5 protein-coding genes and 5 pseudogenes are annotated in these 6,254 nt (G+C 62.9%); 5 read left to right on the top strand and 5 right to left on the bottom strand.

The annotated features are described in order from the left end of the window. Both ACLP9N_RS40605 and ACLP9N_RS40610 read left to right on the top strand, forming a co-directional pair. Positions 1-235: pseudogene (locus tag ACLP9N_RS40605) on the top strand (IS630 family transposase); the annotation flags it as partial. Between the two features lie 158 nt (positions 236-393). After that, positions 394-687, top strand: a pseudogene (locus tag ACLP9N_RS40610) (helix-turn-helix domain-containing protein); the annotation flags it as partial. Here ACLP9N_RS40610 and ACLP9N_RS40615 read toward each other — a convergent pair. From ACLP9N_RS40615 to ACLP9N_RS40630, 4 genes and pseudogenes are all read right to left on the bottom strand, one after another. Continuing rightward, a complete protein-coding gene (locus ACLP9N_RS40615) occupies positions 588-1,337 on the bottom strand; it encodes an NRAMP family divalent metal transporter (protein ID WP_442412683.1) in 750 nt (249 codons plus the stop codon). The pseudogene ACLP9N_RS40610 and the gene ACLP9N_RS40615 overlap by 100 nt on opposite strands. 226 nt (positions 1,338-1,563) lie before the next feature. After that, positions 1,564-1,998 (bottom strand): annotated as a pseudogene (locus ACLP9N_RS40620) (Hsp20/alpha crystallin family protein). 223 nt (positions 1,999-2,221) lie between these two features. Next, positions 2,222-2,824, bottom strand: a pseudogene (locus ACLP9N_RS40625) (glycosyltransferase); the annotation flags it as partial. Between the two features lie 321 nt (positions 2,825-3,145). Next, the gene (locus ACLP9N_RS40630) at positions 3,146-3,376 is read right to left on the bottom strand and encodes a hypothetical protein (protein ID WP_442412684.1); all 231 of its coding nucleotides are present in this window, start codon (positions 3,374-3,376) and stop codon (positions 3,146-3,148) included. A gap of 36 nt (positions 3,377-3,412) precedes the next feature. Between ACLP9N_RS40630 and ACLP9N_RS40635 the strand changes: the two genes are divergently transcribed. Together ACLP9N_RS40635 and ACLP9N_RS40640 are read left to right on the top strand one after the other, a co-directional pair. Continuing rightward, on the top strand, positions 3,413-4,399 hold the full coding sequence (locus ACLP9N_RS40635) for an AI-2E family transporter (protein WP_442412685.1): 987 nt from the start codon (positions 3,413-3,415) through the stop codon (positions 4,397-4,399). 317 nt (positions 4,400-4,716) lie between these two features. Continuing rightward, positions 4,717-5,046, top strand: a complete 330-nt coding sequence (locus ACLP9N_RS40640; protein WP_442412687.1) for a hypothetical protein — start codon at positions 4,717-4,719, stop codon at positions 5,044-5,046. Here ACLP9N_RS40640 and ACLP9N_RS40645 read toward each other — a convergent pair. Beyond that, positions 5,008-5,231 (bottom strand): annotated as a pseudogene (locus ACLP9N_RS40645) (IS3-like element IS987 family transposase); the annotation flags it as partial. The gene ACLP9N_RS40640 and the pseudogene ACLP9N_RS40645 overlap by 39 nt on opposite strands. A 349-nt stretch (positions 5,232-5,580) precedes the next feature. On the opposite strand from ACLP9N_RS40645, the gene ACLP9N_RS40650 reads away from it, so the two are divergent. Continuing rightward, positions 5,581-6,123, top strand: coding sequence for a hypothetical protein (locus ACLP9N_RS40650; protein WP_442412686.1), 543 nt, complete (start codon positions 5,581-5,583; stop codon positions 6,121-6,123). The last annotated feature ends 131 nt before the right edge of the window (positions 6,124-6,254 follow it).

The following is a 6,254-nucleotide window of genomic DNA, read 5'->3' on the forward strand; positions in this document are numbered from 1 at the left end:
AAGTTCCTGGCTGAACCTGATCGAGCGCTGGTTTAAGGAACTCACCGATAAGCGCCTGCGACGTGGCGCCTTCACCAGCGTCGCCGAACTCAGCGCCGCGATCACCAAATGGTCCCAGCACTGGAACATCGATCACAAACCGAACATCTTGAAAGCCAGCGCCGACGACATCATCACGAAAGTCCAACGTGGCCGCGAGACCCTTCACCAGATCAAATCGCAGACGGAGCACTAGGGACTCATAATCCGTTGGTCGCGGGTTCGAGCCCCGCCCGCCCCACGTCGGGGATGTATGACCTCGGTTGATGCTTGACATTTCGTCTTCGGGTGATGCCTGACAGTGTTTCGGCTGATGGCTGACAGTTGCTTCGGTTGATCCTTGACACTCCCTGAATGAGGGAGTTGAGCGTGGCCGAGCAGAGGTATCAGGCCGTGTTGGCGGTGATCAGCGACGGGTTATCGATTTCGCAGGTCGCCGAGAAGGTAGGCGTGTCGCGTCAGACGCTGCACGCTTGGTTGGCCCGCTATGAGGCCCAGGGCCTTGAGGGGCTGGTGGATCGGTCGCATCGGCCGGTGTCGTGTCCGCATCAGATGCCGGCCGCGGTGGAGGCCGCGCTGTTGGAGTTGCGTCGGTCGCGGCCGTATTGGGGGCCGCGGCGGCTGGTGTTCGAGCTCATCCGGCCGCGAGCGAAGTCCTCCTCGGCCTCCTGGTCGGCCTGCCAGAAGAAGCAGTAAGGCGTGATCGTTGTCCCCAGCAGCGCGACAATGTTCAGCACATATTTCCCCGACCATTCGACATGCGGGATGATCGCGGACACCGCGACCGTGGGCCACCACGGATGGTGGACGACGAACGCCGCCGCGACGTAGGCCAGCAGGCTTAGACATGCATATTTCAGGAATCGCGCGTAGGCGGGATAGGGCACGTAAATCTGTAGCGCCAGCGAGATCCCGACGATCACCACCAGCCAAACCATGAAGGGCAGGTGCACGAGCAGCTGCCCGGCCGCCGCCATCGCGCCCAGATCCGCCCCAACATTGACAGTGTTTGCGATCAACAGCAACGACACGGCGACGTAGAGGACCGGGCGCGAGTAGTGCTCGCGCAGCACCGCCGCCAGGCCCCGGCCGGTGACCATGCCGATCCGCCCACAAATCTCTTGGATCGCACTCATAAACGGATAGGTCCAGACGGCGACCCAAAGCTGGGAGTAGCCGAACTGCGCGCCGGTCTGGCTATAAGTCTGGACGCCCGAGGGGTCGTCGTCGGACGATCCGGTGACGAAGCCCGGCCCCAGAAGGCGCCAGGCGGACGCGGCTCTGGCACGTAGCGACACTCCCGCATAATGACACAGATAGCTGACGCCTGATTCCGAACCCCGACCGCCACGATCGAAACACCAACCCCCACATCGCAATAGCCGCCGTGTGGCGGATTGCCAGCGCAGCGCCGGCGAGGGTCTGCCGTCGCAACGGCAAGCGCGCAACGCTATCTAAGCCCGACGACGAAAGGCCGCCGCGCGGCCCCAGAGGACGCGATCGACTCCGGGGCCGCCACGCCGGTTAGCTTGCGGCCTGCACGGTGATGTGTTTCTCTGCCGCCTCAGCTTGTTTGGGGACGCCCACCGACACGGTCAGGATGCCCTTGTCGTAGATAGCTTTGATGTCGTCTTCGTCAGCGCCGGGCGGCAGCGTGACCGAGCGGACGAACGAGCCGTAAGAAAACTCCGACCGACCCTCGGATTCCTTCTTCTCACTGCGTTCGGCCTTGATCGTCAGCTGCCCATCACGCACCGTGATGTCGACATCCTTAGCCGGATCGATTCCGGGCAGTTCGGCACGCACCACATAATGACCGTCCTCTATCTCGTCCTACAGCCGGATCAGATGAGTGTCGAACGTCGGTCGTAAACCCGCCCACGGCGGGAACCCGGTGAACAGCTCAGATAACTCGGGCAGCAGCGAGCGCCGCTGATGCTTCACAGCCAGTTTGCTCATTGAGATTCCTTCTAACAGTTGGTTATCCAGCGCTACCGTGTTGATCCGACCATCGAAGACTGCTGCCGCGGTAGGGCCCGAAGTCCCCCATCCGAGCGACTGGGGTGTCGAGTTGGTCACCGCCCGAGCACCCGCCGGCTGGCCGGGGCAGCACTGCGGCGGAGGACAAGAAAAGTACCTGCGTGCCATCGTGCTTCGGTTCCTACCGATCGCATGGGGCGGGCGCCGCCATCCAAGGAGCCGTCCGACCCAAGAACAGCGCGTAGTCGCCCTTGCCGGCCGCGAACGGCCAATCCTCGACCCGCAGCGCGTTGTGCACGCGCCCAACCCAATGGAGGTCCGGCGCAAGTTCGCGCTGGCGATCGCTGATGGCACCAACGAGACGTCGTCGCCCAGCTCGCGATAGTACGAACACAAGTCCTCATCGATCGGACCATGCACCCTCTTACCATGGGCAAGCCCAGCCCACGGTAAGAGGGTGCGTTAAGCACACCGGCGAAGGTGTGGTCGTGGATGATGTGACCCCGTCGGTCGCGGCGATGCGCGCGATGGCGCTTCGCACCTTGAGCGCATGCATAACCTCCGGATAGGGCTCAGTGAGCCCTATCCGGAATCGCGCGATCCACGGCGGCACGAACCGCGCCGCCGCGCCTGGCTTTCCACCGCCCAGCACGATCACCTCGCGCCCGCGGGCGACCAGTGTATCGGCAAGGTCAGCCACCACCGCGTCCACCCCGCCATAGCCAATGGGCGGCACATCGAAATATGGTGGCGCGACTTGCACAATCCGCAACGTATCGGCCGGGCCCACCGATCTGGCTAACATTCCCGTAACCGGTGCACCCTGCACGAAATCGTGGCTGCGCATGCCTATGTCCTTTCTCCCAAACCCCACTGGTTCGAGGTGACCGGAGACTACCGGCACCGCCGGTGAGGTAGGTCGAACGAACTTGGGCGCAGGTAAGTGGTGGAGTGAGTCATTACCGTGGGGGGCGATCGGCGCGCCGACGAACTGACAAACAGGCTGGGTGTGGCGCAACCCAGGGCGGCGGCTTCGGCCTAGCCGATGTCGATGACCCTTCGCCGTCTGCGGGCCGGCCACCTCGAATCGGATCCCGCATTCGCGCCCGCGGGCGAGATTTCGGGGTCACTGTAGAAACGCGTCGGGGACGTCGCAGGTCTGTTTCGACTGATGAACGGGGTTCGGACACTGAATAACATTGGGGACGGCCAGCCGATTGACCACGGGCTTGCCGATCAGGGCCATCACCGTCGCGTAGCTCGACCTCACAGCGACGATGAAGGAGTAATCGCCGACGCCGAAGGTGTCGCGGCACAGATCCGCTCGGAGAGTCAGCCGTTCGGCACCCGGGGCCATCGTTTTGACCGAGGTTCCCCGTTTTATGTGGGATTAATGGCATCGGCGGGTGTGGCGGCCACGTATGGCGTGGTGCGTGTCCTCGGGTCGGCGTCGTCGGTGCTGGTGTTGATCGGTATGGCGTTGTTTTTCGCCCTGGGACTTGAGCCCGCGGTGTCGGGGTTGGTCAACCGCAAACTCCCGCGGTGGGCGGCGGTCAGCCTGGTGCTCGTGGTGGTGTTCGGTGTTCTCGCCGGTGCTGTTGCGGCAGCGATTCCGCCGCTTGTCCAGGAAGCGCGCCAATTCATCGAACAGGCACCGCACTATCTGCAGCAGGCTCAGGACCATGCCTCGCCGTTCGGCAGGCTCATCGAACGCTTCCATGTGCAACAACGGATCACCGACATGCTTCATGGCCCTGGCGCACCGACGGTCGGGGGTGTCGTCAAGGTCGGAAAGACGGTGTTCGGCGCCGCGTCACACGTCGGGATTGTGGCTGTGCTCACCGTGTATTTCCTGGCTGACATGCCCCGCATCCGGGCCACGGTGTACCGGTTTGTGCCGAACTCTCGCAGACCGCGCGCGATCCTCATCGGCGACGAGGTGCTGGCCAAGGTCGGTGACTATGTTTTCGGCAATGTGCTGACCTCGCTCATTGCCGGAGTGGCGACCTTTGCGTGGTGTTTCGCCTTCCATGTCCCATATCCGTGGCTGCTCGGGGCATTTGTTGCGATCGTGGATCTTTTCCCCTACGGGTCATCAGTCGGCGGGTTCGTAGTCGCCCTTGTGGCGCTGGCCGTTTCGATTCCGGTGAGCATCGCCACCGTGGGATTTTACATCGCATTCCGCTTAGCCGAAGACTACCTGGTGACCCCCAGGATCATCGGCCGGGCGGTGAAGGTGTCAGGCGGTGTCACCGTCGTGGCCGTCCTCATCGGTGCGGCGCTGCTAGGTGTGCTCGGGGCGCTCCTTGCCATCCCGGTCGCGGCGGCGCTGCAGCTACTGGTTTCAGAACTGCTTTTTCCCACGCTCGATGAAGCATGATCGGCCAGCGCCGCTTGAGCCATCGTCATGCGACTCGGCTACCGACCCCGTCATCAGCTCAAGGCGTAACGATCTTCGCGCTCAATGTGATCCATCGTGCCGACGACGTTCACGGAAAGCCGTCGTCAGCAAATCACCGAACTTCTCGTCGTTGACGACCTGCGGTGTCCGTCCGCCAGCCTGACCTCATCTTGAAGGACGTTGTAAGGGCGATCTAACCGATACGCTGTGGTCGAACACCGTGACACTGGCAGCGACGTGACGGCTCAGCACGCGCATGGGAGTCCTGTGGTGAACCGATCGGGGGCTAGTCGACGATGACCATTTCGGTGCTTGGTGTCGTCAACAGAATCGGACAGATCAGCGGGTCCACAAACAACGCATGGCCACTGCTGGTCGATCCCATGGGCAATCCACTGCTCACCGACACCGGTCATTGGTGGAACGTACAAGGAGTCGACGAAGGTGCAAATGCAAAGCATTCTGACGGCAGGACCTACTTTTTCTTCGGCGACGTCAGCACCCTTCCATCACAAGAACCCAAACTGAATTCCGATCTGGTCGCCTGGACGGATGAGTCCGGACCTCTGCCAAACGGCGGCGACCTCGCGGTGGCCCTGACGATCGGCGATGAACCGGGTGATTAGTGAGCTGGCCGGTCGAGCTCGGCCGCGAAGAAAGCCGATGCTGTCTTCAAAATCGCGTTCGCCCTTCGCAATTCGGCGTTCTCCCGCCGCAGGCGCTTCAGCTCGGCGGACTCTTCGGTCGTGGTCCCGGGCCGTGCGCCGGCATCGACCTGGGCCTGGCGCACCCACTTGCGCCTGGCGACCAACTCGGTCGGTAGTCGTACTGCAGGTTGTCGAAAATCGCCATGGCCGGCCTCTCCTCTTTCGCTGCCAGCCGCCCAGATCAAGGTGCTTCAAGCCTCTCGCTATAGGCAATGAGGCTCCGCCTAGCCCCGTCGTCTAGCAAAGGGTCTTTTGACCCTCATGCATCTGCCAGAGTGCCCATAGGCTCGATGGAAGCCTAAACCCTCACATTTCAACGGGAGGTGCGACCAGTCGTTGTGCCAATGTTGGTCGGCGTCATGCGGATTGCTTTGAGCACTCTCCAGCAAGCCCAGGCGGCGCCCGAACTCGGCGTTTACTCAAAGATCTGGCATCGGAAACAGAGGCGCCATAATGCTTGTCATTGTTGGATTAGTTGTTCTGCTCGTCGCCGTGATCGTCGCCATCGTCGGTGTGCTGAGCAATTCGGGGGCCGCCCATCCGTTGACGGAGAACTTCTCGGTATTCGGCTATCACGTCACCGGGTCGACCGGCACGTTGTTCCTTTTCGGGATCGTGATCGGCGCGGTGGCGATGCTGGGACTGAGCGTGCTGTTGGCCGGTGCCCAGCGCACCGCGGGCCGCGGGCGAGACGCCCGACGCGACCTCGCGAGGTCCCAACGCGAAACGGCGTTTCTGAACCAAGAACGCGACGAACGCCTCGAACACAGCCAGCGGGTCGGCGCAGCCGCGGGCGCGCCGGTGAACTCGCAGCCGGCCACGACCCGTTGGAACAGGGTTCCCCTGCTCGGTCGCTGGTCGCGGGGTCGGCAACCGACGGGCAGCACCGACGTCGCCGAACCCGGCGGCACCGAAGCACGGTCGACACTGTCAGCCCGCAGTCGCGGTCTGTGCTCACCGAAACCGATGGAAGGAAACCGCAATGAGCATTGGTAAGAAGCTCGCGCACAAGGCCGAAGCCATCAAGGGCGCCACCAAGAAATATTTCGGCCGCACCACCGGCAACACCCGGCTGCGCACCGAGGGCCGCGCCGATCAGGCTAAGGCCAACGCCAAACAGGCAGGGG

It is taken from the genome of Mycobacterium sp. (assembly GCF_052144515.1).
Taxonomy (GTDB): Bacteria; Actinomycetota; Actinomycetes; order Mycobacteriales; family Mycobacteriaceae; genus Mycobacterium.

What these genes read in the sequence shown, in the direction of transcription:
- ACLP9N_RS40630 (WP_442412684.1), bottom strand. Translation starts at nt 3,376, where the DNA reads ATGGCCCCGGGTGCCGAACGGCTGACTCTCCGAGCGGATCTGTGCCGC.
- ACLP9N_RS40635 (WP_442412685.1), top strand. Translation starts at nt 3,413, where the DNA reads ATGGCATCGGCGGGTGTGGCGGCCACGTATGGCGTGGTGCGTGTCCTC.
- ACLP9N_RS40640 (WP_442412687.1), top strand. Translation starts at nt 4,717, where the DNA reads ATGACCATTTCGGTGCTTGGTGTCGTCAACAGAATCGGACAGATCAGC.
- ACLP9N_RS40650 (WP_442412686.1), top strand. Translation starts at nt 5,581, where the DNA reads ATGCTTGTCATTGTTGGATTAGTTGTTCTGCTCGTCGCCGTGATCGTC.